The sequence below is a fragment of the Burkholderia sp. SR8 genome, assembly GCF_052851275.1.
On the sequence record NZ_JAULUC010000001.1, the window covers coordinates 249,981 to 275,973 of the forward strand.

Here is a 25,993-nt window from a genome sequence, read left to right on the forward strand (position 1 = left end):
GGCGCCCATGCGCCGCGCGAACGCGGTCCGGTTTCGTCAAACGTCAATTCTGGGCAAAACCCGCGGCGGTTTCCATGTCCACCGCGACGATCCGCGACACGCCCTGCTCCTGCATCGTCACGCCGATCAGCTGCTGCGCCATCTCCATCGCGATCTTGTTGTGCGAAATGAACAGGAACTGCGTCTTGTCGGACATCGCACGCACGAGATTCGCGAAACGCTCGGTGTTCGCGTCGTCGAGCGGCGCGTCGACCTCGTCGAGCAGACAGAACGGCGCCGGGTTCAGCTGGAACATCGCGAACACCAGTGCGGTCGCGGTCAGCGCCTTTTCGCCACCCGACAGCAGGTGGATCGTCGCGTTCTTCTTGCCCGGCGGCTGCGCCATCACCTGCACGCCCGCGTCGAGGATTTCGTCGCCCGTCATGATCAGCTTCGCCTGGCCGCCGCCGAACAGGCGCGGGAACAGGTCGCTGAAGTGACGGTTGACCTCGTCGAAGGTGCCCTGCAGCAGCGTGCGGGTTTCCTGGTCGATCTTGTGGATCGCGTCCTCGAGCGTCGTGATCGCGTCGGTCAGGTCGGCGGACTGCGCATCGAGGAACACCTTGCGCTCGCTTGCGGCCTTCAGTTCGTCGAGCGCGGCCATGTTCACCGGGCCGAGCGCGTTGATCGCGTTGTTCAGGCGCGTGACCTCGCCCTGCAGGTACGACGGCTTCAGGTCCGGTGTCAGCTTGTCGCGCAGCGCTTGCTCGTCGACCTCGGCGGCCGTGAGCTGCTCGGCGAACTGCTCGACGGCGAGGCGCGCGGCCTGCTCCTTCAGCTGCAGCTCGGTGATGCGGTCGCGCAGCGGCTGCAGCGAACGCTCGGCGACGAGACGCTGCTCGTCGGACGCGCGCAGCTTCGCGGTCAGGTCGTCGAGTTCGATCCGCGCGGCCTGCAGCGCTTCTTCCTTCACCGCGCGAATTTCGAGCGCGTCCTGCAGGCCCGTGTGCGCGGTCTGCTCGTTGATCGTTTCGAGTTCGGCGCGCGCGTCTTCCAGCGACGCGGCCACGCGCTCGCTCTGCTCGTGCGCGACCTGGATGCTGCGCTTCAGTTCGTCGATCCGCGTGACCGCGTTGCGCGCGGCGAAGCGCGCGTCGTTCGCACCACGCTCGAGGTCGCGCGCTTCCTGGCGCGCCTGCGTCAGCGATTCGTCGAGCGCCTCGAACGCGAGCTGGTTGTCCTCGAAGCGCGCCTGCAGTTCCGCGAGCTCGCCGTCGAAACGCTCGAAGTTCGCTTCCGATTCCGCGCGCAGTGCACGCTGCTCGTCGATCTGCGCGCCGATTTCCTCGAGCTCCTCGCGGATCTGCGTGCTGCGTTGCGTGTAACGCTCGTGCGCCTGTGCAAGCTTCAGCACGTCCATCTGCAGCGCGTGCACGCGCTGCGTCGCACGTTCGGCCTGCGCGCGCACGTCGCCGAGCGCCTGCGCGGCCTGCGTGTGCGCGGCCTCCGCACGCACGGCTGCGGTGCGCGCGTCGTCGGCGAGCAATGCCTGCGCGCGCACCTGGCGCGTCAGGTTTTCGATTTCCTGCTGGCGGGCCAGCATCCCGGCCTGCTCCGAATCGGCCGCGTACAGCTGCACGCCGACGCGCGTGACGATGTGACCGGCCTTGACGACGAACGCGCCGCCTGCCGGCAGTTGCGCGCGCGTCGCGAGCGCCTGCGCGACGTCGTCGGCGACGTACACGTTGCCGAGCCAGTCGTTCAGCACCGCACGGATGCCCGCGTCGTCGATGCGCACGAGCGACAGCACCGGGCGCAGGCCAGCCGGAGCGGCCGGCGCTTCGCCGGCCGGCGGCGGCGCGTAGAACGCGAGTTTCGCGGGCGGCGCATCGGTCGCGAACGCCTTCACCCAGTCGAGATTCGATACTTCGAGCGCGGCGAGGCGCTCGCGCAGCACGGCTTCGAGCGCCGCTTCCCAGCCGGCTTCGACGTGCAGCTTCTTCCACAGGCGCGGCAGCGCGCCGAGCTCGTGCTTGTCGAGCCACGGCTGGATCTTGCCTTCGGTCTGCACGTTCTCCTGCAGCTGCTTGAGCGCGGCCAGGCGCGCCTCGAGCTGGTGGATCTGCGCGCTTTCGGCCTGCACGCGCTCCTGCGCGGCACGGCGCTCGCCGTCGAGACGCGGCAGCGCATCCTGCGCATCGGTGAGGCGTGCCTGCGCTTCGGCGAGGATCTCTTCCTGCTCGGCGAGCTGCATGCGCAGCTCCTCGAGCTGCGCTTCATCGGGCGCGTCGAGCCCGCCCGCCTCCGACTTCAGGCGCTCGTGGCGCTGCTGAAGCTGCTGCAGCTGCTGGTCGGCATTGCGCTGATGCGCGGCTTCGAGCTTCAGCGACTGTTCGGTCTGCGCGATCCGCGCGCGCTCGTCGTTCAGCTGCGCCTGCGCATCGCGCCATTTCGCTTCGAGCGCCGGCAGCGCGTCGTGTTTCGCGGCGGCGTTGTCTTCGGCGAGCGCGGCCTTCTCGTCGGCCATCGCGCGCGCCTCTTCGGCTTCCTCGAGCTCGTCCTGCGCCTTCTCGGCCTGCGCGCGCCATTGCTCGCGCTGCGCGTTCAGTGCGGCGATCTGCGCCTGCACGCGGTTGCGCGATTCGACGATGAACTTGATCTCGGCCTCGAGACGGCTCACTTCGGCATTCGCCTCGTAGAGCGCGCCCTGCGCGCCCTGCATCGCGTCGCTCGCCGAGTAATGCGCGACACGCAGCGTCTCGAGCTGCGACTCGACCTCGCGCAGCTTCGCCGTCTGCGCGTCGAGGTCGATCTGCGCCTGCTCGATCGCGCGCTGCTGCTTCTGCTGCTCGCCCGCGGCCTCGTTCTTGCGCAGCAGCCACAACAGGCGCTGCTTCTCCTCGCCGTCGGCGACGAGTTCCTTGTACTTGGTCGCGACGACCGCCTGCGCCTCGAGCTTCTCGAGGTTCGCGCCGAGCTCGCGCACGATGTCCTCGACGCGCGTCAGGTTCTCGCGCGTGTCGTGCAGGCGATTCTCGGTCTCGCGGCGGCGTTCCTTGTACTTCGACACGCCGGCGGCTTCCTCGAGGAACACGCGCAGCTCTTCCGGCTTCGCCTCGATGATCCGCGCGATCATGCCCTGGCCGATGATCGCGTATGCGCGGGGCCCGAGGCCCGTGCCGAGGAAGATGTCCTGGATGTCGCGGCGGCGCGCCGGCAGGTTGTTGATGTAGTAGCTCGACGTGCCGTCGCGCGTGAGCACGCGCTTCACGGCGATCTCGCCGTACTGGCCCCACTGCCCGGCCGCGCGGCCGTCGGAGTTGTCGAAGATCAGTTCGACGCTCGCCCGGCTGCCGGGCTTGCGGGCGGTCGAGCCGTTGAAGATCACGTCCTGCATCGACTCGCCGCGCAGCTCGGATGCGCGCGACTCGCCGAGCACCCAGCGCACGGCATCGATGATGTTGGACTTGCCGCACCCGTTCGGGCCTACCACGCCGACAAGCTGGCCCGGAACCTGGAAATGCGTGGGATCGACGAAGGATTTGAAGCCAGCGAGTTTGATCGAGCTCAGACGCACGGCGGTATCGGATGTGAAGAAGGTGTGAAACGGACGGGGCCGCGCCGCGCGGGGCCGGACGGCCCATGCGCACGGTGCGCCCCGGAATTCAAAAGCGGGGCCGCGCGCATCTGAAGCGTTGGGCCCCGCAAACGGCTTCCATCATACCATCGCGCGTGCGCCGTCCCGCCCGCCGCCGGGTTTGCCCGATGCGGGCGCGGCCCGATGGACCCGGCTCGACAGTAGCGTCGCCAGCACGATGCACGCGCCGCCCGCCCACTCGCGCGCGCTGGGCAGTTCGTTCGCGAACACCCACGCCGACAGCGCGGTGATCACGATCTCGAACAGCATGATGATCGACGCGCGGTTCGCCGGCACGCGCGCGAGCCCGTACTGCACGAGCAGGTTGTTCGCGGCCATCGTCACGCCGATCGCGACGACGATCAGCGCGGCGGGGCCGAGCTGCCCGCCGGCCGGGGCGGCCGGCAGCCCCTCGACGAGCGACGCGATCGCGCCGAACACCGCCGCGCCGCCGAACAGCGTCGCGGTGCGCATCTCTGCGCGCATCTCCGGCAGCTCGCGGCTCGCCTTGATCACGAGCACGTTGCTCATCGCGAAACTGAGGCCGGCCGCGAGGCCCGCCCATTCGGCCGGGTTGGCCGGCAGCGGCAGGCCGAGCGTCGGCGACCACAGCATCAGCATCGCGCCGCCGATCGACAGCGCCGCGAGGCCCGCGCCGGCCCACGTCAGCCGCTCGCGCAGCAGGAAATGCGCGTAGATCGCCGTCCATGCCGGCGTCAGGTAGAACAGCAGCATCACGCGCAGCACTTCGCCGTGGATCGTGCCCCACACGAAGCCGAGGTTGGTCACGCCGGCGGTGACCGCGATGCCCGGCAGCACCCAGTGCCAGCGCAGCGTCGCGATCGTGCGGTGCCGCGCGACGATCACGAACAGGAATGCGACCGCGCTCGTCAGCGCGCTCGCCAGCGTGCCGGTCAGGCCGAGCGACGCGAGGATCCGCAGCGGATACCAGATCAGGCCCCATACCGACGCGCCGATCAGGATGGCGAGCGTCGGCAGGCTGCCGCGTACCGCGTTGTTCATCAGAATTTGCTCCGAGAAACCCCGCCATTGATGGCGGGAAGGAAAGGCGTGCTGTTGACAGGCAGCTTTTTCCACAGGTTAGGATCGCCTGCATGATCCTTGTCTACCGCTACCGGGTGAAGTCGCTCAACGGACTGCTCAACAAGCAGAGCCGTGCGGTGAACTATGTCTGGAACTTCTGCAACGACACGCAGAGGCACGCGCTCAAGTGGCGCAAGAAGTGGCCGACGGGATTCGATCTGAACGTGTTGACGACCGGCAGCAGCAAGGAGCTTGGCATCCACTCCGGCACGATCAACGCAACGTGTGAGCAATACGCGAAGTCGCGCAGCCAGCACCGACGTCCGTATCTGCGTTATCGCGGCAGGAAATCGCTTGGCTGGGTGCCGCTGAAGGGCCGTGACCTGAAGCGCGAGGGCGACGCCTTTCGCTTCGCCGGCAATACCTTCCGCGTGTTCAACAGCCGGCCGCTTCCCGAAGGCAAGATCAAGGACGGGACCAACTTTGCGCAGGATGCACGCGGCAACTGGTTTCTCAACATCGTGATCGAGATGCCCGGTGTTCAGGCCCGCCCGATCCGTTCCGGTGTCGGCATCGATCTCGGCCTGAAAGACTTCGCCACACTTTCGACCGGCGAGAAGCTGCCCAATGACCAGTTCGGTCGACGCGCGGCGGAAAAGCTGGCGAAAGCGCAACGGGCGCGCAAGCACAAGCGGCATATCGCGAAGCTGCACGCCAAGGTCGCGAATACCCGTGCCGATTTCCAGCACAAGCTCGCGCTCGATCTGGTGCGGCGCTTCGATTACATCGCGGTCGGCAACGTGTCGGCTGTCAAACTCGCCAGAACCAGGATGGCGAAGAGCGTCTACGACGCGTCCTGGTCGTCCTTCCGAAACAAACTCCGTTACAAAGCGGTCGCGCACGGGGCCACGTTCGAAGAAGTGGACGAAAGCGGTTCGACCCAGTCCTGTTCGGCGTGCGGGTCGAAAGGCAGCACGACGCGGCCGAAAGGTATCGCGGGACTGCGAGTAAGAGAATGGGCCTGCAGTGGATGTGGTGTCGTGCATGATCGTGATATCAACGCTGCGCTGAACATTCTCCGATGCGGACGTGCATCGCCAGGTGTGGGAATCCTCCGCCTTCAGGCGGACGAGGACGTCAATTGGTTCGATACCCTTTGTTCGACCGGCCCGGCCGCCGTTCCGGCGGGCCGTGACCGCATTGCATCACGCTATAATCGTCCGTTGCGACCCGCGCGCCGTCGGCGCCCGTTCGCAGCCGTGCGGCACCCGCGCCGCCCCTTTCGCTCCAACCGGCCGCGATGGCCGCTTCGCCCGTGAACCCTCGACTCGACTCACTCCAGCCCTATCCCTTCGAAAAGCTGCGCGCCCTGTTCAAGGACGTGACGCCCGCCGCCGGCCTGAAACCGATCAGCTTCGGCATCGGCGAGCCCAAGCACCCGACGCCGGCGCTGATCCGCGACGCGGTAGTGGCCGCGCTCGACGGCCTCGCGTCGTATCCGGCCACGGCCGGCTCGGACGCGCTGCGCACGTCGATCGCGCAGTGGCTCGAACGCCGCTACGGGCTGCCGGCGATCGATCCGGCCACGCAGGTGCTGCCGGTGTCCGGTTCGCGCGAGGCGCTGTTCTCGCTCGCGCAAACGGTGATCGACGCGCGCCCGAGCACGGACGGCAAGAAGGCGATCGTACTCTGTCCGAATCCGTTCTATCAAATTTACGAAGGCGCGGCGCTGCTGGCCGGTGCCGAACCCTATTTCGCGAACAGCGATCCGGCGCGCAACTTCGCGTGCGACTACGCGGCCGTGCCCGACGAAGTGTGGGCGCGCACGCAATTGCTGTACGTGTGCTCGCCGGGCAACCCGACCGGCGCCGTGCTGACGCTCGACGACTGGCGCGAGCTGTTCGCGCTGTCGGACCGCCACGGCTTCGTGATCGCGTCCGACGAGTGCTATTCGGAAATCTACTTCGACGAAGCGGCGCCGCCGCTCGGCGGCCTCGAGGCCGCGCACCGCCTCGGCCGCGGCTTCGAGCGGCTCGTGATGCTGTCGAGCCTGTCGAAGCGCTCGAACGTGCCCGGCATGCGCTCGGGCTTCGTCGCCGGCGACGCCGCGCTGCTGAAGAAATTCCTGCTGTACCGCACGTACCACGGGGCCGCGCTGTCGCCGGTGTGGCAGCACGCGAGCATCGCCGCGTGGAACGACGAGGCGCACGTGCGCGAGAACCGCGCGCTGTACCTGCAGAAGTTCAACACTGTCACGCCGATGCTTGCCGACGCGATCGACGTGAAGCTGCCCGACGCCGCGTTCTACCTGTGGGCCAACGTCGCGCGCACGGGCCTGTCGGACACCGAGTTCGCCCGCCGCCTGTACGCCGACTATAATGTGACGGTTCTGCCCGGCTCGTACCTGGCGCGCGACGCGCACGGCACGAATCCGGGCCGCGATTTCATCCGGATCGCGCTCGTCGCGGGCACCCCCGAATGCGTCGAGGGCGCGCAACGCATCGTCGATTTCTGCCGCTCGCTCGCGCGGTAAGACATCCATCCCGATCAATTCCATTCATCTCCTGCGAAAACGAACATGTCGCAACAACTTCAGCAAATCATCGATACCGCCTGGGAAAACCGCGCCGAGCTGTCGCCGAAGGCCGCGCCGGCGGAAGTCCGCGAAGCCGTCGCCCACGCGATCGAGCAGCTCGACCGCGGCGCGCTGCGCGTCGCCGAGAAGATCGACGGCAACTGGACCGTGCATCAGTGGCTGAAGAAGGCCGTGCTGCTGTCGTTCCGCCTGGAGGACAACGCTCCGATGCCGGCCGGCGGCTATTCGCAGTTCTACGACAAGGTGCCGTCGAAGTTCGCGAACTACACGGCCGAAGACTTCGCCGCGGGCGGCTTCCGCGTCGTGCCGCCGGCCATCGCGCGCCGCGGCTCGTTCATCGCGAAGAACGTCGTGCTGATGCCGTCGTACACCAACATCGGCGCATACGTCGACGAAGGCACGATGGTCGATACGTGGGCAACGGTCGGTTCGTGCGCGCAGATCGGCAAGAACGTGCACCTGTCGGGCGGCGTCGGCATCGGCGGCGTGCTCGAGCCGCTGCAGGCGAACCCGGTCATCATCGAGGACAACTGCTTCATCGGCGCGCGCTCGGAAGTCGTCGAAGGCGTGATCGTCGAGGAGAACTCGGTGATCTCGATGGGCGTGTACCTCGGCCAGAGCACGAAGATCTACGACCGCGAAACGGGCGAAGTCAGCTACGGCCGCATCCCGGCCGGCTCGGTCGTCGTCGCCGGCAACCTGCCGTCGAAGGACGGCTCGCACAGCCTGTACTGCGCGGTGATCGTGAAGAAGGTCGACGCGAAGACCCGCGCGAAGGTCGGCCTGAACGAGCTGCTGCGAGGCGACTGATGGCCAAGCCGCGCACCGTGGTCGTCTACGGCATCCCGAACTGCGACACCGTGAAGAAGGCCCGCGTGTGGCTCGACGAGCACGGCGTCGAATTCGAGTTCCACGACTTCAAGAAGCTCGGCGTCAGCGCACCGCTCGTCGAGGACTGGCTGAAGGACGTGTCGCTCGACGCGCTCGTGAACAAGCGCGGCACGACGTGGCGCGGCCTGGACGACGCCATGAAGGCGGCCGCGGAAACGAAGTCCGGCGCGGTCGCGCTGATGATCCACAAGCCGTCGGTCATCAAGCGCCCCGTGCTCGTCGTCAACGGCCGCGTGAAATCGCTCGGCTTCGTCGCCGATCAGTACGCGGCACTGTTTGCCGCCTAGGGCCGCGCGCGCTGCGCGTGCACTGCGCACGACGTCTCATCGCTGCCGGCCCCCGCGCCGGCATTTTTTATCGAAAGTGGTCCGAACCATGTCCGCCACCCTAGCCCTTACCGAACAGCTGATCGCCCGCGCGTCCGTCACGCCCGACGACCAGCACTGCCAGCAGATCATGACCGAGCGCCTCGCCGCGCTCGGCTTCGAATGCGAGACCATCGCGTCGCACGGCGTGACCAACCTGTGGGCCGTCAAGCGCGGCACCGACGGCCGCGACGGCAAGCTGCTCGCGTTCGCGGGCCACACCGACGTCGTGCCGACCGGCCCGCTCGAGCAGTGGACGTCGCCGCCGTTCATCCCCGCGCATCGCGACGGCAAGCTGTACGGCCGCGGCGCGGCCGACATGAAGACGTCGCTCGCGGCGTTCGTCGTCGCGTCCGAGGAATTCGTCGCGGCGCATCCCGGCCACCGCGGTGCGATCGCGTTCCTGATCACGAGCGACGAGGAAGGCCCGGCCACCGACGGCACCGTGAAAGTCGTCGAACTGCTCGAAGCGCGCGGCGAACGACTCGACTACTGCATCGTCGGCGAGCCGACGTCGACCGCCGAACTCGGCGACGTCGTGAAGAACGGCCGCCGCGGCTCGATGTCGGGCGAACTGATCGTCAAGGGCGTGCAGGGCCACATTGCGTACCCGCACCTTGCGAAGAACCCGATCCACCTGCTCGCGCCCGCGCTCGCCGAGCTCGCCGCCGAACGGTGGGACGAAGGCAACGAATACTTTCCGCCGACCACGTGGCAGGTGTCGAACCTGCACGCGGGCACCGGGGCGACCAACGTGATCCCCGGCCACGCGGACCTGATGTTCAACTTCCGCTTTTCGACGGCGAGCACCGTCGAGGGACTGCAGGCACGTGTGCATGCGATCCTCGACAAGCACGGCCTCGAGTACTCGCTGAAGTGGTCGGTGAGCGGCCTGCCGTTCCTCACACCGCGCGGCGAGCTGTCGAACGCGCTCGAGAACGCGATCCGCGCGGAGACCGGCCTCACGACCGAGCTGTCGACGACGGGCGGCACGTCCGACGGACGCTTCATCGCGCGCATCTGCCCGCAGGTGATCGAGTTCGGGCCGCCGAACGGCAGCATCCACAAGATCGACGAACACATCGACGTGCGCTTCATCGACCCGCTGAAGAACGTGTACCGCGGCGTGCTCGAACAACTGATCGCCTGACGGAGCCTCGCATGACGACACCTTTTGCAACTGTTCGCGACCTGCTGCGCTACGCGGTCACGCGTTTCTCGAAGGCGAAGCTCGCGTTCGGCCACGGCTCGGACAACGCGTACGACGAAGCCGCGTACCTCGTGCTGCATACGCTCGACCTGCCGCTCGACACGCTCGAGCCGTTCCTCGATGCCCGCCTCTTGCCCGACGAAATCGCGGCCGTGCTCGCGCTGATCGAACGGCGCGCGACGGAGCGCGTGCCGGCCGCGTATCTGACGCATGAAGCGTGGATGCACGGCCACCGCTTCTACGTCGACGAGCGCGTGATCGTGCCGCGCTCGTTCATCGGCGAACTGCTCGACGACGGGCTGCAGCCGTATGTCGCCGACCCGGAGCAGGTCGGCGCCGTGCTCGAGCTGTGCACCGGCTCGGGCTGCCTCGCGATCCTCGCGGCCAGCGCGTTCCCGAATGCCGAGATCGACGCGGTCGACCTGTCCGACAAGGCGCTCGAAGTCGCCGCGATCAACGTGCGCGACTACGGCCTCGACGACCGCATCACGCTGCACCGAGGCGACCTGTACGCGCCGCTGCCCGCGTTCCGCGCGGAACCCGACGCACGCTACGACGTGATCCTGACGAACCCGCCGTACGTGAACGCCGCGTCGATGGCCGCACTCCCGCCCGAGTACCGGCACGAGCCCGAGATGGCGCTCGCCGGCGGCGACGACGGGATGGACATCGTGCGCCGGATCATCGCGCACGCGCACAAGTGGCTGCATGACGACGGCGTGCTCGTCGTCGAGATCGGCAACGAACGCGAGAACGTCGAAGCCGCGTTCGGCGGCCTCGAACTCACGTGGCTGCCAACCAGCGCCGGCGACGACACCGTGTTCCTGATCCAGGCGTCCGACCTGCCGCGCAAGGCCTGAACGGCGCGCTGCGACCGGACCGTGCGGCACGGCACCCCGCTGTCCCGCACGGTTCGGTAAGATGCGCGTGAGCGGCCGCCGCGCCGCACGACTTCAGGAGTCCGTCACGCGCCCATGACCCTCGACTGGCTACATCTCGGCACCCTGATCCTGGCCATTCACGTGCTCGGGATCGTCGCGGCGTTTCACGCGGTCATGAACACGCGCACGTCGCAAGGCGCGATCGCATGGGCCGTATCGCTCGCCGCGATGCCGTATCTGACGCTCATCCCCTACCTGTTCCTCGGCCGCAGCAAGTTCTCCGGTTACGTCGACGCGCGGCGCCAGGAAACGAAGGCGCTGCGCACGCACACGCCGCGCGCGCCGTGGCTCGATGCACGCGCATCCGACGGGCCGGCCGCCGACGCGATCGGCCGCACCGCCGTGCTCGCGCTGACGCGGCTCGGCGGCATGCCGTTCGTCGGCGGCAATGCGGTGCGCACGCTCGTGAACGGCGATGCGACCTTCTCGGCGATCCTGTCGGCGATCGATGCCGCACGCGATTACGTGATCGTCCAGTTCTTCATCGTGCGCGACGACGCGCTCGGCCAGATGCTGCGCGACGCGCTGCTCGCGCGCGCGGCGGCCGGCGTGCGCTGCTACGTGCTGTACGACAGCATCGGCAGCTTCGACCTGCCGCACAGCTACGTCGACTCGCTGCGCCGCGGCGGCGTCGAGGTGACGCCGTTCGCGACCCACCGCAAGTTCGTCAACCGCTTCCAGCTGAACTTCCGCAACCATCGCAAGATCGTCGTCGTCGACGGCAATCGCGCGTTCGTCGGCGGACACAACGTCGGCGTCGAATATCTCGGGGCGAACCGCCGCCTGTCGCCGTGGCGCGATACCCATATCGAGATCCGCGGCCCGGCGGTCGCCAGCATCCAGTACGTGTTCGCCGAAGACTGGCACTGGGCGACGCAGACGCTGCCGCCGCTCGCCGACCCGCCGGCCGCGCTGCCCGGCGACACGATGCATTGCCTCGCGGTGCCGATGGGGCCCGCCGACAAACAGGAAACCGGCTCGCTGTTCTTCGTCGAGGCGATCAACGCCGCGCGCGAACGGGTGTGGATCACGACGCCGTATCTCGTGCCCGACGAAGCGGTGATCGCCGCGCTGAAGCTCGCGGTGATGCGCGGCGTCGACGTGCGCATCCTGATCCCGAACCGGCGCGACCACTACGTCGTGTTCGAGGCGTCGAAGCTCTATGCGCGCGACCTCGTCGACGCAGGCGTCAAGGTGTTCCGCTACCGGCCCGGCTTCCTGCACCAGAAAGTCGTGCTGATCGACCGCATCGCGGCCGCGGTCGGCAGTGCGAATCTCGACAACCGCTCGTTCCGGCTCAACTTCGAGATCATGGTGCTGACCGTCGACCGCGCGTTCGCCGACGAGGTCGAGGCGATGCTCGATGCCGATTTCGCACAGGCCTACGAGGTCGATGCGAACGAGTACCGGCACTCGCCGGCGTGGCGACGCATCGCGATGCACGTCGCGCGCCTGTTCTCGCCGATCCTGTAGCGGCGGCGCGGGCGCCGGCCTCGAACCGCTCGCGCGGCCCGCGTGGCGGTGCACGCTTGCGCGCCGCCGAGCCCGGCGCGGCAGGTTCGGCCGCGACGCCCCGGCCGCCGTTTCAAACGCTCACAGCAGCTTGTCGATATCCGCGGCGATTTCCTCGGGTTTCGTCGACGGCGCGTAGCGCTTGACGATCCGCCCGTCGCGGTCGACCAGGAATTTCGTGAAGTTCCACTTGATCGCCTTGAGGCCGAGGATCCCGGGCGCCTCGTCGGTCAGGTAGCGGTACAGCGGATGCGCGTGCTCGCCCTTCACGTCGATCTTCGCGAACATCGGGAACGTGACGCCGTAGTTGCGCTCGCAGAACGCGCCGATCTGCGCGGCATCGCCCGGCTCCTGCTTGCCGAACTGGTTGCACGGGAAGCCGAGCACGAAGAAGCCGCGCGCCGCGTACTGGTCGTACAGCTTCTGCAGGCCCGCATACTGCGGCGTGAAGCCGCACTCGCTCGCGGTGTTGACGATCAGCAGCACCTTGCCGCGATAGGCATCGAGCGACGCCGGCTGGCCGGCGAGCGTCTCGGCGCTGAACGAATACAGGGTGGACATCGGGCACTCCTTTTACGAAACCGGATCGACGTGGAGTCTAGGCGAAATCGCGCCGTTGCGGGATTCGCCGAACGGCCGATATCCGGGGCGACCCGCGCGCAGTCTAGAATAGCGGTTTTGGCCAGTCATTCCCGCCGTGATCCGTTTCAATCAGTTCAGTCTTGCGCGCGGCACCAAGCCGCTGTTCGAGTCGGCCTCGTTCGTGCTCAATCCCGGCGAGAAGGCCGGCCTGATCGGCGCAAACGGCGCCGGCAAATCGACGCTGTTCTCGGTGCTGCGCGGCGAGCTGCATTCCGACGGCGGCGACTTCTCGATGCCGCCGTCGTGGCGGATCGCCCACGTGTCGCAGGAAACGCCCGCGGTCGACCGCTCGGCGCTCGACTACACGCTCGACGGCGACACCGCGCTGCGCGAGATCGAGGCGCGCATCGCCGCGGCTTCGGCCGCGCATGACGGCGCGGCCGAAGCCGACGCGCACGCGGCGTTCGCCGACGCGGACGGCTATACCGCGCCGGCACGTGCCGAAGCGCTGCTGCTCGGCCTCGGCTTCACGCTCGCGCAGACCCGCGAATCGGTCGCGAGCTTCTCCGGCGGCTGGCGCATGCGCCTGAACCTCGCGCAGGCACTGATGTGCCGCTCCGACCTGCTGCTGCTCGACGAGCCGACCAACCACCTCGACCTCGACGCGATCGTCTGGCTGGAGGACTGGCTGCACCGCTACGCCGGCACGCTCGTCGTGATCTCGCACGACCGCGAATTCCTCGACTCGATCTGCAACGTCACGCTGCATCTGGAAAACCGCCAGGTGAAGCGCTACGGCGGCAACTACTCGCAGTTCGAGGTGCTGCGTGCGCAGCAACTGGCGCTGCAGCAAAGCGCATACGAAAAGCAGCAGAAGACGATCGAGCACCTGCAGAGCTTCGTCGACCGCTTCAAGGCGAAGGCGACCAAGGCCAAGCAGGCGCAGAGCCGGATGAAGGCGCTCGAGAAGATGGAGCTGATCGCGCCGGCGCACATCGCGTCGCCGTTCACGTTCGAGTTCCGCACGCCCGACGCCGCGCCGAACCCGATGATGGTGATGGAAGACGTCCGCTGCGGCTACCATGCCGACGACGGCACCGAGATCCCGATCGTCGAGCGCGTCACGCTGTCGATCCAGAACGGGCAGCGGATCGGCCTGCTCGGCGCGAACGGCCAGGGCAAGTCGACGCTGATCAAGACGCTGGCCGGCACGCTCCCGCCGCTGTCGGGCCACGTGCGCGACGGCAAGGGCCTGACGATCGGCTATTTCGCGCAGCATCAGCTCGAGACGCTGCGCGAGGACGATTCGCCGCTCGCGCATCTCGCGCGGCTCGCGCCCGACACGCGCGAACAGGAGCTGCGCGACTTCCTCGGCGGCTTCAATTTCTCGGGCGACATGGCCACCAGCGCGGTCGGCCCGTTCTCCGGCGGCGAGAAGGCGCGGCTCGCGCTCGCGCTGATCATCTGGCAGAAGCCGAACCTGCTGCTGCTCGACGAACCGACCAACCACCTCGACCTCGAGACGCGTCACGCGCTGACGATGGCACTCGCGCAGTTCGAAGGCACGCTGATTCTCGTATCGCACGACCGCCACCTGCTGCGCGCAACCACCGACCAGTTCATGCTCGTCGCCAAGCACCGCCTGCAGCCGTTCGACGGCGACCTCGACGACTACCGCGACTGGCTGCTGCAGCACGCGGCCGAGCAACGCGCGGCCGCAAAGGCCGACGGCGCGGCGGTTGCGGGCGCCGATCCGGGCGTGAACCGCAAGGACCAGAAGCGTCAGGCGGCGGAGGAGCGCCAGCGCCTGTCGCAGCTGAAGAAGCCGCTGCAGAACCGCATCACGAAGCTCGAAAAGGAAATGGAAACGCTGCACGCGGAGAAGGCGCGCCTCGACGCGTTCGTCGCCGATCCGGCGAGCTACGAAGCCGCGCGCAAGACCGAACTGACCGAAGCGATCCGCAAGCTCGGCGAGGTCAATACGCGGCTCGAAACGGTCGAAGCCGACTGGCTCGCGGTGCAGGAAGAACTCGAGCAGATCGGCTGATCGCGGCCCGTGCGCCTGCGGCCGGCGCACGACCGGCGGGCGCGGCACCGGCCGGTGCGTTGGCGATCATGAGCGGGCCCGGCCGCGCCGCGCGTCGATACGACGAGGCCGGGCGCCCTAGCCCGGCCTTTTGTCATTGCTGCATCGGCATACGCCGGCCGCGGCATCCGCTCAGCGCCGCGGCAACGTATCGCGCGGCAGCTGCTCGTCGTCGCCCATCAGGTGACGCCGCCCTTCGGTCGGCCGGCGGATCGCCTCGGCGACCTCCGCTTCCGTCACGTCCTCGGACACGACGCGGCGCGCGAGACGCCCTTCGTCGTCGATCCATTCGACGATCCGGCATCCGCCGCCCCACGGCTGGACGATCGGCTCGGATACGCGGCAGCCGCGCAGGTTGTAAAGGCGTCCGCCCGACGTTTCCCCATACTGTTTCAACATAGGTTCCCTTCGCATTGCGCGGTTCGACAACCCGGCAAAGGATAGGGAAAAGCAGTGTCCGGCGGGTTACATCAGCCTACATATTCTTTACAGCCAATTACGCGACAGAACAGCGGCAACCCGCCTGCGGCGCGGCCGGCCCGCCAGCGGTCATTCGAGATCGCGCACGCGGTCGATCGCCTGCTCGAGCCGCTCGACGGCCATCACGTTCAGCCCTTCGATCGGCTGCTTCGGCGCGTTCGCCTTCGGGATCAGCGCCGCCGTGAAACCGAGCTTCGCGGCTTCGCGCAGCCGCTCCTGGCCGCGTGGCGACGGCCGGATCTCGCCCGCAAGCCCCACTTCGCCGAACACGATCAGCCCCTTCGGCAGCGCCTTGTTGCGCATCGACGAGTGGATCGCGAGCAGCACCGCGAGGTCGGCGGCCGGTTCGGTGATCTTCACGCCGCCCACCGCGTTCAGGAACACGTCCTGGTCGAAACACGCGATGCCTGCGTGCCGGTGCAGCACCGCGAGCAGCATCGCGAGCCGGTTCTGCTCGAGGCCGACCGCGAGCCGGCGCGGATTCGGCACGTGCGCCGTATCGACGAGCGCCTGGATTTCGACGAGCAGCGGTCGCGTGCCTTCCTGCGTGACCAGCACGCACGACCCAGGCACGACCTGCTCGTGCTGCGACAGGAACAGCGCGGACGGGTTGGCCACGCCACGCAGCCCGCGCTCGGTCATCGCGAACACGCCGAGCTCGTTGACCGCGCCGAAGCGGTTCTTGAACGCGCGCACGAGCCGGAACGACGAATGCGTGTCGCCCTCGAAGTACAGCACCGTGTCGACGATGTGCTCGAGCACGCGCGGGCCCGCGAGGTTGCCCTCCTTCGTCACGTGCCCGACCATGATGATCGCGGTGCCCGACTGCTTCGCGATGCGCGTGAGCTGCGCCGCGCATTCGCGCACCTGCGCGACCGAGCCCGGCGCGGACGTCAGCGCGTCGGAATAGACGGTCTGGATCGAGTCGATCACGGCGACGTCCGGCCGTTCGGCGTCGATCGCAGCCTGGATCTTCTCGAGCTGGATCTCGGCGAGCAGTTTCAGCTCGGCCGCCGGCGCGCCGCCGTCGAGCAGCGCGAGCCGTTGCGCGCGCAACGCGATCTGCGCGGCCGATTCCTCGCCGCTGATATAGAGCGCGCGCCGCACGCTCGCGATGTCCGCGAGCGATTGCAGCAGCAGCGTCGACTTGCCGATGCCCGGATCGCCGCCGATCAGCACGACGCCGCCCGGCACCAGCCCGCCGCCCAGCACGCGGTCGAATTCGCCGATGCCGGTCGTGAAGCGCGGCACGTCGGCCGCCTCGATGTCGACGAGGCGCTGCACCGGCGCGCGCTTCGCGAGCGACTGGAAGCGATGGGCGGCCGGCGCCTCGGCGACCGACTCGACGAGCGTGTTCCAGGCCTGGCACGACGGGCACTGGCCCTGCCACTTCGGGGTTTGTCCGCCGCACTCGCTGCAGACGTAGACGGTTTTCTGTTTGGCCACGCGTGCTGCCCTTATTCCGCGCGCACCGGCACGCGGGCGGCGACCGCGCACATCAGTTCATAGCCGATGGTCCCGCAATGCCGCGCGACGTCGTCGATCGGCAGCGCGTTGCCCCACAGCTCGACGCGCGCGCCGACGCCGGCCTGCGGGCACGGGGTCAGGTCGACGGTGATCATGTCCATCGACACGCGGCCGACGATCCGCGTGCGGATGCCGTCGACGATCACCGGCGTGCCCTCGGGCGCGACGCGCGGATAGCCGTCCGCGTAGCCGCACGCGACGACGCCGATGCGCATCTGCGTTTGCGCCGAAAACGTCGAGCCATAGCCGATCGCCTGCCCCTTCGCGATGGACTGCACCGCGATCAGCTCGGACGCGAGCGTCATCGCGGGCTTCAGCCCCGTGTCCGCGATATCGGCCGACACGCCCGACGGCGATGCGCCGTACAGCACGATCCCCGGCCGCACCCAGTCGAAGTGCGTATCCGGATGCCACAGCACGGCGGCCGAATTCGCGAGGCTGCGCGCGCCGGCGATGTTTTGCGCACCGCGCTCGAACGTCGCGAGCTGCTCGGCGACGCCGCGCTCGTTGTCGGCATCCGAAAAATGGGTCATCAACGTGATCTGGCCGATGCCCGGGCACGCACGGGCGCGCTCCCACGCGGCACGATATTTTTCCGGCGTGTAACCGAGCCGGTTCATCCCGCTGTTCATCTTCAGCTGCACGTTGACCGGCTTCGACAGCCGCGCCGTCTCCAGCATCCGCATCTGCTCGTCGTTGTGGATGGTGGTCGTCAGGCTGTAGCGGTCGATCACGTCGATGTCGGTCGAGCGGAAGAACCCTTCGAGCAGCAGGATCGGGCCGGCCCAGCCGAGCTCGCGCAGCTTCACCGCCTCGTCGAGATCGAGCAGGCCGAAGCCGTCGGTGCCGCGCAAGCCCGGAAATGCGCGCGCGAGACCATGGCCGTACGCGTTGGCCTTGACGACCGCCCAGACCTTGGACGGGCCGGCAAAGCGGCGGACGACGGAGAGATTGTTCGCGAGAGCGGCGGTATGGATGGTGGCGGAGATCGGGCGCGGCATGGGAAATTTACGTAAAGACGCTTGCGAATCATCAGCTTACCGCGCCTTTTGAGCACCGAAGCCGACAATTTGCGGAACGATCGGGGAATCTTGCTAGTCCGAATTGCCGTATTTTCGTGTTATAAAGCCGTGCGCACAACCCATTTCGAACGGAATAAGCCGATCGCATACCAGGCGGCCTACGCGGCCCTGCCGCAGCGACGAAAGCATCGCATCAGATGAAAAAAGGTTTTTACACCATCATGGCCGCGCAGTTTTTCTCGTCGTTGGCCGACAATGCGCTTCTCATCGCCGCCATCGCCCTGCTGAAAGACCTCCACGCCCCCAACTGGATGACACCGCTGCTGAAGCTGTTCTTCGTGTTGTCCTATGTGGTGCTCGCGGCGTATGTCGGTGCGTTCGCCGATTCGCGTCCGAAGGGCCGCGTGATGTTCATCACGAACACGATCAAGGTGGTCGGCTGCCTGATCATGCTGTTCGGCGCGCACCCGCTGCTTGCGTACGGGATCGTCGGCTTCGGCGCGGCGGCCTACTCGCCCGCGAAATACGGGATCCTGACCGAGCTGCTGCCGGCCGACCGGCTCGTCGCCGCGAACGGCTGGATCGAAGGCACGACCGTCAGCTCGATCATTCTCGGCACCGTGCTCGGCGGCGCGCTGATCAGCCCGCACATCGCGGCGCACGTGATCGCGCACACGCCCGCCTGGATCGGCACGCCGGCCGAAGCCGCGATGGCGATCATCATGGCGATCTACGTGATCGCCGCGATCTTCAACCTGCGGATTCCCGATACCGGCGCGCGCTATCCGAAGCAGGAACGCGGCCCGGTCAAGCTGCTCACCGATTTCGCCGACTGTTTCATGGTGCTCTGGCGCGACAAGCTCGGCCAGATCTCGCTCGCGGTCACGACGCTGTTCTGGGGCGCCGGCGCGACGCTGCAGTTCATCGTGCTGAAGTGGGCCGAGGTGTCGCTCAACATGTCGCTGTCCGAAGGCGCGATCCTGCAGGCGGTCGTCGCGGTCGGCGTTGCGGGCGGCGCGATTGCCGCCGCCGCGCGGATTCCGCTCAAGAAGTCGCTCACCGTGCTGCCCGTCGGCATCGTCATGGGCATCGCCGTCATGCTGATGGCGTTCTACACGCGCGACCTGTTCCCGTCGCACTGGGCCGTGCATTTCGGCCACCTGCGCCTGCCCGTGTACCTGATCGTCGCGTACATCTTCCTGATCGGCGTCGGCGCACTGTCCGGCTACTTCGTGGTTCCGATGAATGCGCTGCTGCAGCACCGCGGCCACGTGCTGCTGTCGGCCGGCCACTCGATCGCGGTGCAGAACTTCAACGAGAACCTGTCGGTGCTCGTGATGCTGTGCCTGTATGCGGTGCTGGTCTGGCTCGACGTGCCGGTCGGCGTCGTGATCGTGCTGTTCGGCACGTTCGTGTGCCTGACGATGTGGCTCGTGATGCGCCGCCACCAGGCGAACCAGCGGCAGTTCGACTCGGTCGCGCTGATCGGCGAATCGCGCCACTGACGCTACACTTGCGTTTCCTTTCGCTTCCGTCCGTCGGCGCCGGTCTTCGAACCGGCGCGCTGCCATCATGACGCACCCGATTCCCAACGTCCTGACGATCGCCGGCTCCGATTCGGGCGGCGGCGCCGGCATCCAGGCCGACCTCAAGACCTTCTCCGCGCTCGGCGCGTATGGCGCGAGCGTGATCACCGCGCTGACCGCGCAGAACACGCGCGGCGTGACCGGCGTGCATGCGCCGGACGCTGCGTTCGTGACCGCGCAGCTCGACGCGGTGTTCGACGACATCCGCATCGACGCGGTCAAGATCGGCATGCTCGCGAACGCGGCGATCGTGCACGCGGTGGCCGATGCGCTGCGGCGTTACGCGCCGCGCTTCGTCGTGCTCGATACCGTGATGATTTCGAAGAGCGCGCATGCGCTGCTCGCGCCCGAGGCGGTCGACGCGTTGCGCGACGCGCTGCTGCCGCTCGCGACCGTCGTCACGCCGAACCTGCCCGAAGCGGCCGCCCTGCTCGGCGAGGCGCACGCAACGACCGAGGACGACATGGTGCGGCAAGGCCACGCGCTGCTCGACACGGGTGCGCGCGCCGTGCTGATGAAAGGCGGCCACCTGCCCGATGCGGCCGCGAGCCCGGACTGGCTCGTCGATGCCGCGCACACGGTGCGGCTGGACGGCACGCGCGTGCCGGTCGGCAATACGCACGGTACCGGCTGCACGCTGTCGTCGGCGATCGCCGCGCTGCTGCCGCAGCAGCCCGATCTCGACAGCGCGGTTCGCGAAGCGAAGGCGTACCTCACCGGCGCGATCGCCGCGAGCGGCCGGCTCGACGTCGGCCACGGCGTCGGGCCGGTCCATCACTTTCATCGCTGGTGGTAAGCACGCGCCGACGCGCGGTCAATCGTCCTGCGCGGCGAACGCCTGCGCGCGCGCCGGCCAGTCGTCCGGCACGATGAAGCCGCGCGCGGTCTCCCGCCATACGCCGTCGCCGTGCCGGCGATGCACGCCAATCAGCGCCGGCGCCTGCCGCGCGGTCAGTGCCGGCGGCAGCGTCAGCGAATTCGCGAGCGGTTCGGGCGCGGCATCGGCGCCCGCACGCCGCGGCGCGAGCCACGCGAGCCGCGGCAGCACGTTCCACGCGGCGCCGTCAGGTTGCGCGGCCGCCCAGTCCGGCCATTGCGCATGCGTGAGCCAGAAGCCGCGCGGATGATCGGCCGCGATTTCCGCGGATACCGGCGGCAGCGGGACGCCGTGCGGATAGAACAGCCAGCCGCGAATGAACATCTGCGCATCGGACGGCGCGCCGTAGCCAAGCAGCGCGAATCCGTGGCGATCGCTGAGCCGCAGCTGATGATCGAGCAGCCGGCTGCGCTTGCGGTCGAGGCGATCGACGAGATTCGGGCCGACGAAGTCCGCGAGCGAAGCGTCGCCCGCGACCGGCGCACACAGATAGCACTTCACCGCGAGTTCCCAGTGCAGACGCTGCCCGCCCGGCGCATCGACGAGGAAATCGACTTCGCCGAGCGTCTTGCCGTTGCTGCGCAGCGGCAGGTTCGCGGCGACGAGCCGCAGCGACGGCCCGTGCGTGAGGAAATATTCGAGCAGGCATTCGGCGTAGCGGCCGAGCCGCACCGGCCGCAATCCGTCGAGCGCGCGGTGCAGCGGCTCGGGTGCGGCATCGAGCGCGACGAGCCACGCCTCGACGGCCACCCGTTCGACCGCATCCGACCACGGATGCGCGAGCGGCGCGCCGGGCGCCGCGGTGAGCAGGCTCGGGCTCGCGAGGAGCCAGCCCAGGTCGCGAACCGCGGCGTCGCGCAACGTATCGACGAACGCGAGCGCCGCGCCGCGCGTCATGGCCCGGCCGGCCCGCTCGCGTCGGCGTCCGCGGCGCGCTGGAACGTGTCGCGCGCGAGGCACAGGTCGGCCCACGCCTTCGACTTGTCCTGCAGGCTGCGCAGCAGATACGCGGGGTGGTAGGTGACGATCACCGGCACGCCTTCGTACGTGTGCACGCGGCCGCGCAGCGATGCAATGCTCGAATCGGTCTTCAGCAGCGTCTGCGCGGCGAACCGGCCGAGCGCGACGATCAGCTTCGGCTTCACGAGCGCGACCTGGCGCTGCAGGTACGGCTCGCAGCGCGCGACCTCGTCCGGTTCCGGGTTGCGGTTGCCGGGCGGCCGGCACTTGATCACGTTCGCGATGTACACGTTGTCGCCGCGCTTGAGCGCCAGCGACTGCAGCATGTTGTCGAGCAGCTTGCCGGCCTGGCCGACGAACGGCTCGCCCTGCTTGTCCTCGTTCTCGCCCGGCGCCTCGCCGATCAGCATCCAGTCCGCTTCGCGGTCGCCGACGCCGAACACGGTGTTGGTGCGCTTCTCGCACAGGCGGCAGCTCGTGCAGTCGGCGACGCGCGCGGCGAGCGCATCCCAGTCGAGCAGCGCGACCGGCGGCGCGGCAGGACGCGATTCGGCCGGCGGCAGCGGATCGCCTGGCGGCGCCGCGTCGAACCACGCGAAATCGTCTTCGGTGAGCGGCGGGATGTCGTCCGCGGCCGCGGACGGTGCCGGCCCGGCGGACGCACGATCGTCGTCCATCGCGCTGCCCGCTTCGCCGGCCGGTGCCGCGGCGCGTGCGGCCGTGCCGACCGGCCGCGTGTCGTCGCGCGGAACCGCCCGTGCGGCCGGCTGCGTGTCGCGCAGCTGCTCCGCCGTCGGCTGCGGCGCTGCCGCGACGGTTGCGGCCGCAACGGCCGGCGCATCGTCCGCCACGCCCGAAGCCGCGGCCGGCGCTTGCGCGGGCTGCCCGCGCCGCACCCAGATCTGCGCGAGCCCCATTTCCTCGAGTGCTGCTTCAGCCCACGCCATGCGCGTCCCCTTCGTCCTTGTTCAGCGTCAGACGCATCACGATCGCGTCCTCCCGGCTCCGATGCCGCGCCGGATAGTAGTTCTTGCGCCGGCCGATCGTCACGAAGCCGAAACGCTCGTACAGATGGATCGCGCGCGGATTGGACGGCCGCACCTCGAGCAGCACGCCGTCGAGCCGCTCCGCGCGCGAGATGCGCACGGCTTCGCGCAGCAGCGCGAGCCCCGCGCCAGACTGCTGCGCAGCCGGCGCGACGCACAGATTCAGCAGATGCATCTCGTCGATCACCGGCATCAGCACGCAATAGCCGACGAGCGCGCCCGTCACGTGCCGCAGGCATACGCCGAAATAGCCGTTGCGCAGCGAATCCTCGAAATTGCCGCGGCTCCATGGAAACTCGTACGCGACCTGCTCGATCGCGACGACTTCGTCGAGATCGGTATCGGTCATCGGCGACAAATAGCGGTCGCTCAACAGTACGCCCGTCATCCTTTCGCTCCGCCCGTCTGCGCGGCGCGTGCCGCGACGCGCTCCGCGGTCGTCTGCGCAACCTTGTCGCGCACGTATTCGGGCGCGGCCTGGTCGGCCGGCACCGTACGGCCGGCGCGGAACGCGCGCAGCGCCGCATGCGCGACCGCCAGCGCATGCGGCAGCGCTTCGCCGTCGATCACGGCCGCGGCCGCCGCCGCCAGCAGTTGCGCGCCGAACGCGGCGGCCGCGTTGCCCGCGAGCGTGAACGGCGCGTCGGGCACGCCGACGGCGCCCGGCGCATCGAGCGACGCGGGATGCAGCGTGCGCCAGTCGCCCGCGTCATCGTCCCATGCGAAATCGGCCCAATATGCTTCGTCCATCCGCGCGTCGAGCGCGGCCAGCACGCGCGTGGTGCCGGGCGCGCGCAGCCGCGCGTGCTCGGCGCATGCGAGCAGCGTGCCGACCGGCACGACCGGCAGCCCGCGCCCGAATGCGAGACCCTGCGTGATGCCGGTCGCGGTACGCAGCCCGGTGAACGAGCCGGGGCCCGCGCCGAACGCGATCGCGTCGCAGTCGGCGAACGCGAGACCCGATTCGGCGAAGAGTTCCTGGATCGCCGGCAGCACGCGCGTGCTCGACACGGCGCCCGTCAGCTCGTGGCGAACCCAGGTTTGCGGGGTGGAAACGGCGTCATCGGCCTGAGCCGAGCGCAGCAGCGCGACCGAGCAGTATTCGGTCGACGTATCGATGGCGAGGAGCACTGTTTGCGTCATGGCCGACATTGTAATGCGGCGCCCCGCTCCGACGCGCGATCGGCCCCGATCGCGATGCGCGCGCCGCCCGGCGCGCGGTTTGGAAGGATCGCTCGACCCCGCGCGGCGCGCCCCTTGTTAAGATCGGCCGATCTGAAACCCTTACGGAGACACACGATGAGCGAACTCGCCGCCCAATTCGACCAGGCCCAGGTCGACGTCAAGCAACTGACCGAGCGACCGGGCAACCTGACCCTGCTGCGCCTGTATGCGCTGTTCAAGCAGGCGACCGACGGCGACGCGCACGGCGACAAGCCGGGCTTCACCGACATCGTCGGCAAGTACAAGTACGACGCGTGGGAAGCGCTGAAGGGCACGTCGCAGGATGCAGCCAAGCAGCAGTACATCGAGCTCGTCGAGTCGCTGAAGAACGGCACGGCGTCCTGATCGCCCGCCCCCGCCGCAATAGGCAATCAAATCAGTGGCGCAGCGCAGCAAATTTCTTTATAATGCGGCCTGCGTCACCTCCGCGCTCGGCTCGCATGCCGTTCCGGCCCGACGCCTCGTAGCGTTAAGCTCCAATCCGGTTTAGAACCTGTCCCCTCCTGCTTCGACCCTCGCGGTCGTCAACTAGGCTGGCGGCCCCGCTCCAGAAGCGCGCCGCACCCAAAACAGCTTCTAATGCCTCATCCGCCGAAGGTTCGGCGGATTGCACCCGTTTCCCGATTTGCTCGCTGAATCCGACGACTTGGGTATGCGCGATTGGCGCCGACGTTTCACCCACTGTGTTTCAAGGATTGTTATGACTTCGAGCATCAACACCAGCCCGCTCAACGCGATCGCCGACCAGGCGCTCGGTCTCGACGACGCCGCCGCACCGGCCGCGGTCGAACCGGCGTCGGACGAGCCGACTTTCGCGTCACTCGGGCTGTCGCCGGAGATCGTCTCCGCGCTGCAGGCCGCCGGCTACGCCAAGCCGACGCCGGTCCAGCAGCGCGCGATTCCGGCCGGCATCGCCGGCCGCGACCTGCTGGTGTCGAGCCCGACCGGCTCCGGCAAGACCGCCGCATTCATGCTGCCCGCGATCGAGCGTTTCGCGCAGCTGCAGAAGGCGCAGGCGCAGCAACCGCGCGCGCCGCGTGAACCGAACCAGGGCGACCGCCGCGCGCGCCGCCCGCAACCCGTCGCGCGCCCGGGCCTGCTCGTGCTGACGCCGACCCGCGAACTCGCGATGCAGGTCACCACGGCCGCGTCGACGTACGGCAAGCACCTGAAGCGCCTGCGCACGGTCAGCATCCTCGGCGGCGTCGCCTACGGCCAGCAGCTGATGCTGCTCGCGAAGAACCCGGAAATCCTGGTTGCGACGCCGGGCCGCCTGCTCGATCACCTCGAGCGCGGCCGCATCGACCTGTCCGAACTGAAGATGCTCGTGCTCGACGAAGCCGACCGCATGCTCGACATGGGCTTCATCGAAGACATCGAAACGATCGTCGCCGCCACGCCGGAATCGCGTCAGACGATGCTGTTCTCGGCCACGCTCGACGGCAAGATCGGTTCGCTGACGAGCCGCCTGCTGAAGGATCCGGAACGCATCGAAATCCAGCAGCGCCTCGAATCGCGCGCGAACATCGCGCAGACCGTCCACTACGTCGACGATCGTGACCACAAGGACCGCCTGCTCGATCACCTGCTGCGCGACGACGCGCTCGACCAGGCGATCATCTTCACGGCGACCAAGATCGATGCGGACCAGCTCGCCGGTCGCCTCGCCGACGCCGGCTTCGAATCGGCGGCGCTGCACGGCGACCTGCCGCAAGGCGCGCGCAACCGCACGATCCGCGCACTGCGCGAGCGTCGCGTGCGCGTGCTGGTCGCGACCGACGTCGCGGCCCGCGGCATCGATATCCCGGGCATCACGCACGTATTCAACTACGACCTGCCGAAGTTCGCGGAAGACTACGTGCACCGTATCGGCCGTACGGGCCGTGCGGGCCGTTCGGGCACCGCGGTGAGCCTCGTGCACCACGCCGAGCAAGGCGCGCTCAAGCGCATCGAACGCTTCGTGCGTTCGCCGCTGCCGGTCAACGTGATCGAAGGCTTCGAGCCGCGCAAGGCGCCCCCGCGCAATGAGCGCGCCGGCGGCCGCGGCCGTCCGGGCGGCGGTAACGGCGGTCGTCGTTTCGGCGGCAAGCCGGGCGGCGGTTACGGCGGCAACGGCGGCGGCCGCAGCTACGGCGGCGGCAATGGCGGCGGCTGGAGCGGCAAGCCGGGCGGCAGCCGTGACGGCGGCCCGCGTCGCGACGGCCAGCGCAGCGGCGGCCCGCGCCGCAGCAATTCGGCGTCGTAAGCACGCCCGGGCGGCCCTCGGCCGCCCCCCATCCGGAAGACCGGCGCATCCGCGCCGGTTTTTTTTCGTCCCGCCCCACATTTCACGATGCGGAAAATTTTTTTGTGTCGTAAAAAATCATGCTGCGTGGCACAACCCAGACGATTGCGGGATGGGAAAGACCGTTTCTCATCGCGAAACCAA

21 protein-coding genes and 1 pseudogene are annotated in these 25,993 nt (G+C 68.4%); 12 read left to right on the top strand and 10 right to left on the bottom strand.

Going from position 1 to position 25,993, the window contains the following annotated elements; all coding sequences use genetic code 11:
* Positions 1-43: 43 nt before the first annotated feature.
* Both smc and Q3A80_RS01155 read right to left on the bottom strand, forming a co-directional pair.
* The gene (gene smc / locus Q3A80_RS01150; RefSeq protein WP_446327295.1) at positions 44-3,556 is read right to left on the bottom strand and encodes a chromosome segregation protein SMC; all 3,513 of its coding nucleotides are present in this window, start codon (positions 3,554-3,556) and stop codon (positions 44-46) included.
* A 141-nt stretch (positions 3,557-3,697) separates the two neighbouring features.
* On the bottom strand, positions 3,698-4,639 hold the full coding sequence (locus Q3A80_RS01155; protein ID WP_446327296.1) for a DMT family transporter: 942 nt from the start codon (positions 4,637-4,639) through the stop codon (positions 3,698-3,700).
* Positions 4,640-4,731: 92 nt separating this feature from the next.
* Here Q3A80_RS01155 and Q3A80_RS01160 point away from each other — a divergent pair.
* From Q3A80_RS01160 to cls, 7 genes and pseudogenes are all read left to right on the top strand, one after another.
* Positions 4,732-5,781 (top strand): annotated as a pseudogene (locus Q3A80_RS01160) (RNA-guided endonuclease InsQ/TnpB family protein); the annotation flags it as partial.
* Between the two features lie 179 nt (positions 5,782-5,960).
* The gene (gene dapC / locus Q3A80_RS01165; RefSeq protein ID WP_446327297.1) at positions 5,961-7,193 is read left to right on the top strand and encodes a succinyldiaminopimelate transaminase; all 1,233 of its coding nucleotides are present in this window, start codon (positions 5,961-5,963) and stop codon (positions 7,191-7,193) included.
* A 45-nt stretch (positions 7,194-7,238) separates the two neighbouring features.
* Positions 7,239-8,066, top strand: a complete 828-nt coding sequence (dapD, locus tag Q3A80_RS01170; RefSeq protein ID WP_069745057.1) for a 2,3,4,5-tetrahydropyridine-2,6-dicarboxylate N-succinyltransferase — start codon at positions 7,239-7,241, stop codon at positions 8,064-8,066.
* On the top strand, positions 8,066-8,434 hold the full coding sequence (locus Q3A80_RS01175; protein WP_040144494.1) for an ArsC family reductase: 369 nt from the start codon (positions 8,066-8,068) through the stop codon (positions 8,432-8,434). Before dapD ends, Q3A80_RS01175 begins: the two co-directional genes overlap by 1 nt.
* 88 nt (positions 8,435-8,522) lie before the next feature.
* The gene (gene dapE / locus Q3A80_RS01180) at positions 8,523-9,662 is read left to right on the top strand and encodes a succinyl-diaminopimelate desuccinylase (protein ID WP_446327298.1); all 1,140 of its coding nucleotides are present in this window, start codon (positions 8,523-8,525) and stop codon (positions 9,660-9,662) included.
* Positions 9,663-9,673: 11 nt separating this feature from the next.
* A complete protein-coding gene (prmB, locus tag Q3A80_RS01185) occupies positions 9,674-10,582 on the top strand; it encodes a 50S ribosomal protein L3 N(5)-glutamine methyltransferase (RefSeq protein WP_446327299.1) in 909 nt (302 codons plus the stop codon).
* Positions 10,583-10,696: 114 nt separating this feature from the next.
* The gene (gene cls / locus Q3A80_RS01190) at positions 10,697-12,136 is read left to right on the top strand and encodes a cardiolipin synthase (RefSeq protein ID WP_446327300.1); all 1,440 of its coding nucleotides are present in this window, start codon (positions 10,697-10,699) and stop codon (positions 12,134-12,136) included.
* A gap of 120 nt (positions 12,137-12,256) precedes the next feature.
* Here the strand turns inward: cls and Q3A80_RS01195 are convergent, their stop codons facing one another.
* Positions 12,257-12,736 (bottom strand): glutathione peroxidase, encoded by a 480-nt coding sequence (locus tag Q3A80_RS01195; RefSeq protein ID WP_446327301.1) that lies wholly within the window; start codon positions 12,734-12,736, stop codon positions 12,257-12,259.
* Positions 12,737-12,872: 136 nt separating this feature from the next.
* Between Q3A80_RS01195 and Q3A80_RS01200 the strand changes: the two genes are divergently transcribed.
* Positions 12,873-14,804, top strand: coding sequence for an ATP-binding cassette domain-containing protein (locus tag Q3A80_RS01200; protein ID WP_446327302.1), 1,932 nt, complete (start codon positions 12,873-12,875; stop codon positions 14,802-14,804).
* A gap of 171 nt (positions 14,805-14,975) precedes the next feature.
* Here the strand turns inward: Q3A80_RS01200 and Q3A80_RS01205 are convergent, their stop codons facing one another.
* The 3 genes from Q3A80_RS01205 to alr form a co-directional block, all read right to left on the bottom strand.
* Positions 14,976-15,242: a DUF2866 domain-containing protein gene (locus Q3A80_RS01205; RefSeq protein ID WP_446327303.1), complete on the bottom strand. Its 267-nt coding sequence runs from the start codon at positions 15,240-15,242 to the stop codon at positions 14,976-14,978.
* A 150-nt stretch (positions 15,243-15,392) separates the two neighbouring features.
* A complete protein-coding gene (radA, locus tag Q3A80_RS01210) occupies positions 15,393-16,769 on the bottom strand; it encodes a DNA repair protein RadA (RefSeq protein WP_446327304.1) in 1,377 nt (458 codons plus the stop codon).
* A gap of 11 nt (positions 16,770-16,780) precedes the next feature.
* Positions 16,781-17,851, bottom strand: a complete 1,071-nt coding sequence (gene alr, locus Q3A80_RS01215; protein ID WP_446327305.1) for an alanine racemase — start codon at positions 17,849-17,851, stop codon at positions 16,781-16,783.
* Between the two features lie 218 nt (positions 17,852-18,069).
* Between alr and lplT the strand changes: the two genes are divergently transcribed.
* Both lplT and thiD read left to right on the top strand, forming a co-directional pair.
* Positions 18,070-19,377: a lysophospholipid transporter LplT gene (gene lplT, locus Q3A80_RS01220; RefSeq protein WP_446327306.1), complete on the top strand. Its 1,308-nt coding sequence runs from the start codon at positions 18,070-18,072 to the stop codon at positions 19,375-19,377.
* A 67-nt stretch (positions 19,378-19,444) separates the two neighbouring features.
* Complete coding sequence (thiD, locus tag Q3A80_RS01225; RefSeq protein WP_446327307.1) at positions 19,445-20,254, top strand: bifunctional hydroxymethylpyrimidine kinase/phosphomethylpyrimidine kinase; 810 nt, start codon at positions 19,445-19,447, stop codon at positions 20,252-20,254.
* 18 nt (positions 20,255-20,272) lie between these two features.
* Here the strand turns inward: thiD and Q3A80_RS01230 are convergent, their stop codons facing one another.
* Genes Q3A80_RS01230 through tsaB form a run of 4 tightly spaced genes read right to left on the bottom strand, consistent with a single transcriptional unit; the run spans position 20,273 to position 23,493 of the window.
* Complete coding sequence (locus tag Q3A80_RS01230) at positions 20,273-21,232, bottom strand: DUF1853 family protein (protein WP_446327308.1); 960 nt, start codon at positions 21,230-21,232, stop codon at positions 20,273-20,275.
* Entirely contained in the window at positions 21,229-22,242 is a 1,014-nt protein-coding gene (locus Q3A80_RS01235; protein ID WP_446327309.1) for a uracil-DNA glycosylase, read from the bottom strand. The genes Q3A80_RS01230 and Q3A80_RS01235 overlap by 4 nt, the downstream gene beginning before the upstream one ends.
* Complete coding sequence (gene rimI / locus Q3A80_RS01240) at positions 22,229-22,729, bottom strand: ribosomal protein S18-alanine N-acetyltransferase (protein ID WP_059529269.1); 501 nt, start codon at positions 22,727-22,729, stop codon at positions 22,229-22,231. The genes Q3A80_RS01235 and rimI overlap by 14 nt, the downstream gene beginning before the upstream one ends.
* Positions 22,726-23,493 (bottom strand): tRNA (adenosine(37)-N6)-threonylcarbamoyltransferase complex dimerization subunit type 1 TsaB, encoded by a 768-nt coding sequence (gene tsaB / locus Q3A80_RS01245; protein WP_446327310.1) that lies wholly within the window; start codon positions 23,491-23,493, stop codon positions 22,726-22,728. Before tsaB ends, rimI begins: the two co-directional genes overlap by 4 nt.
* A gap of 147 nt (positions 23,494-23,640) precedes the next feature.
* On the opposite strand from tsaB, the gene Q3A80_RS01250 reads away from it, so the two are divergent.
* Complete coding sequence (locus tag Q3A80_RS01250; RefSeq protein ID WP_446327311.1) at positions 23,641-23,910, top strand: acyl-CoA-binding protein; 270 nt, start codon at positions 23,641-23,643, stop codon at positions 23,908-23,910.
* 355 nt (positions 23,911-24,265) lie between these two features.
* Positions 24,266-25,810, top strand: coding sequence for a DEAD/DEAH box helicase (locus Q3A80_RS01255; RefSeq protein ID WP_446327312.1), 1,545 nt, complete (start codon positions 24,266-24,268; stop codon positions 25,808-25,810).
* Positions 25,811-25,993: the final 183 nt, after the last annotated feature.